This is a genomic window from Neobacillus niacini (assembly GCF_000759675.1).
Lineage (GTDB): Bacteria > Bacillota > Bacilli > Bacillales > Cytobacillaceae > Neobacillus > Neobacillus niacini_A.
Genome location: NZ_BAWM01000090.1, coordinates 1 through 408 on the forward strand (window position 1 = coordinate 1; position 408 = coordinate 408).

General features: G+C 32.4%; 1 protein-coding gene. It reads right to left on the reverse strand.

The genetic code is table 11. The annotated features are described in order from the left end of the window. Positions 1 to 408, reverse strand: a 408-nt coding sequence (locus TR08_RS21610; protein ID WP_193747819.1) for a transposase, incomplete at both ends; no start/stop codon positions are given.

A 408-nucleotide genomic window follows, 5' to 3' on the forward strand; every position in this document is an offset into this window, starting at 1 on the left:
TGCTTTTGTATGTGTGGCATCGACAATAATAGTTTTACTTTTAATGATTTCTTTTTCTAATGCAATTTCAACCGTCTTTCCAATAAGCATGTCTAATAAACCCACATCTTGAAGACGGAGCTTACGGAATTTCGTTAATGAACTTGGATTGATGACTGGATCCTCAGGTGCCATATCTAAGAAATATTTAAAAGACATATCATATATAGAGCGTTCAACTAGATCTATGTCTGATAAATCATAGATTGATTTCAATAGTAAATATTTGAACATACGGATTGGAGATACTGCATTTCTGCCATTATCAAGGCAATATTTTGTTTTTAGTTCTTCTAGAATGAAATTGAAGTCCACTAGTTCATTAATTTGACGAAGCATATTATCCTTCGGCACGACGATATCATAAAT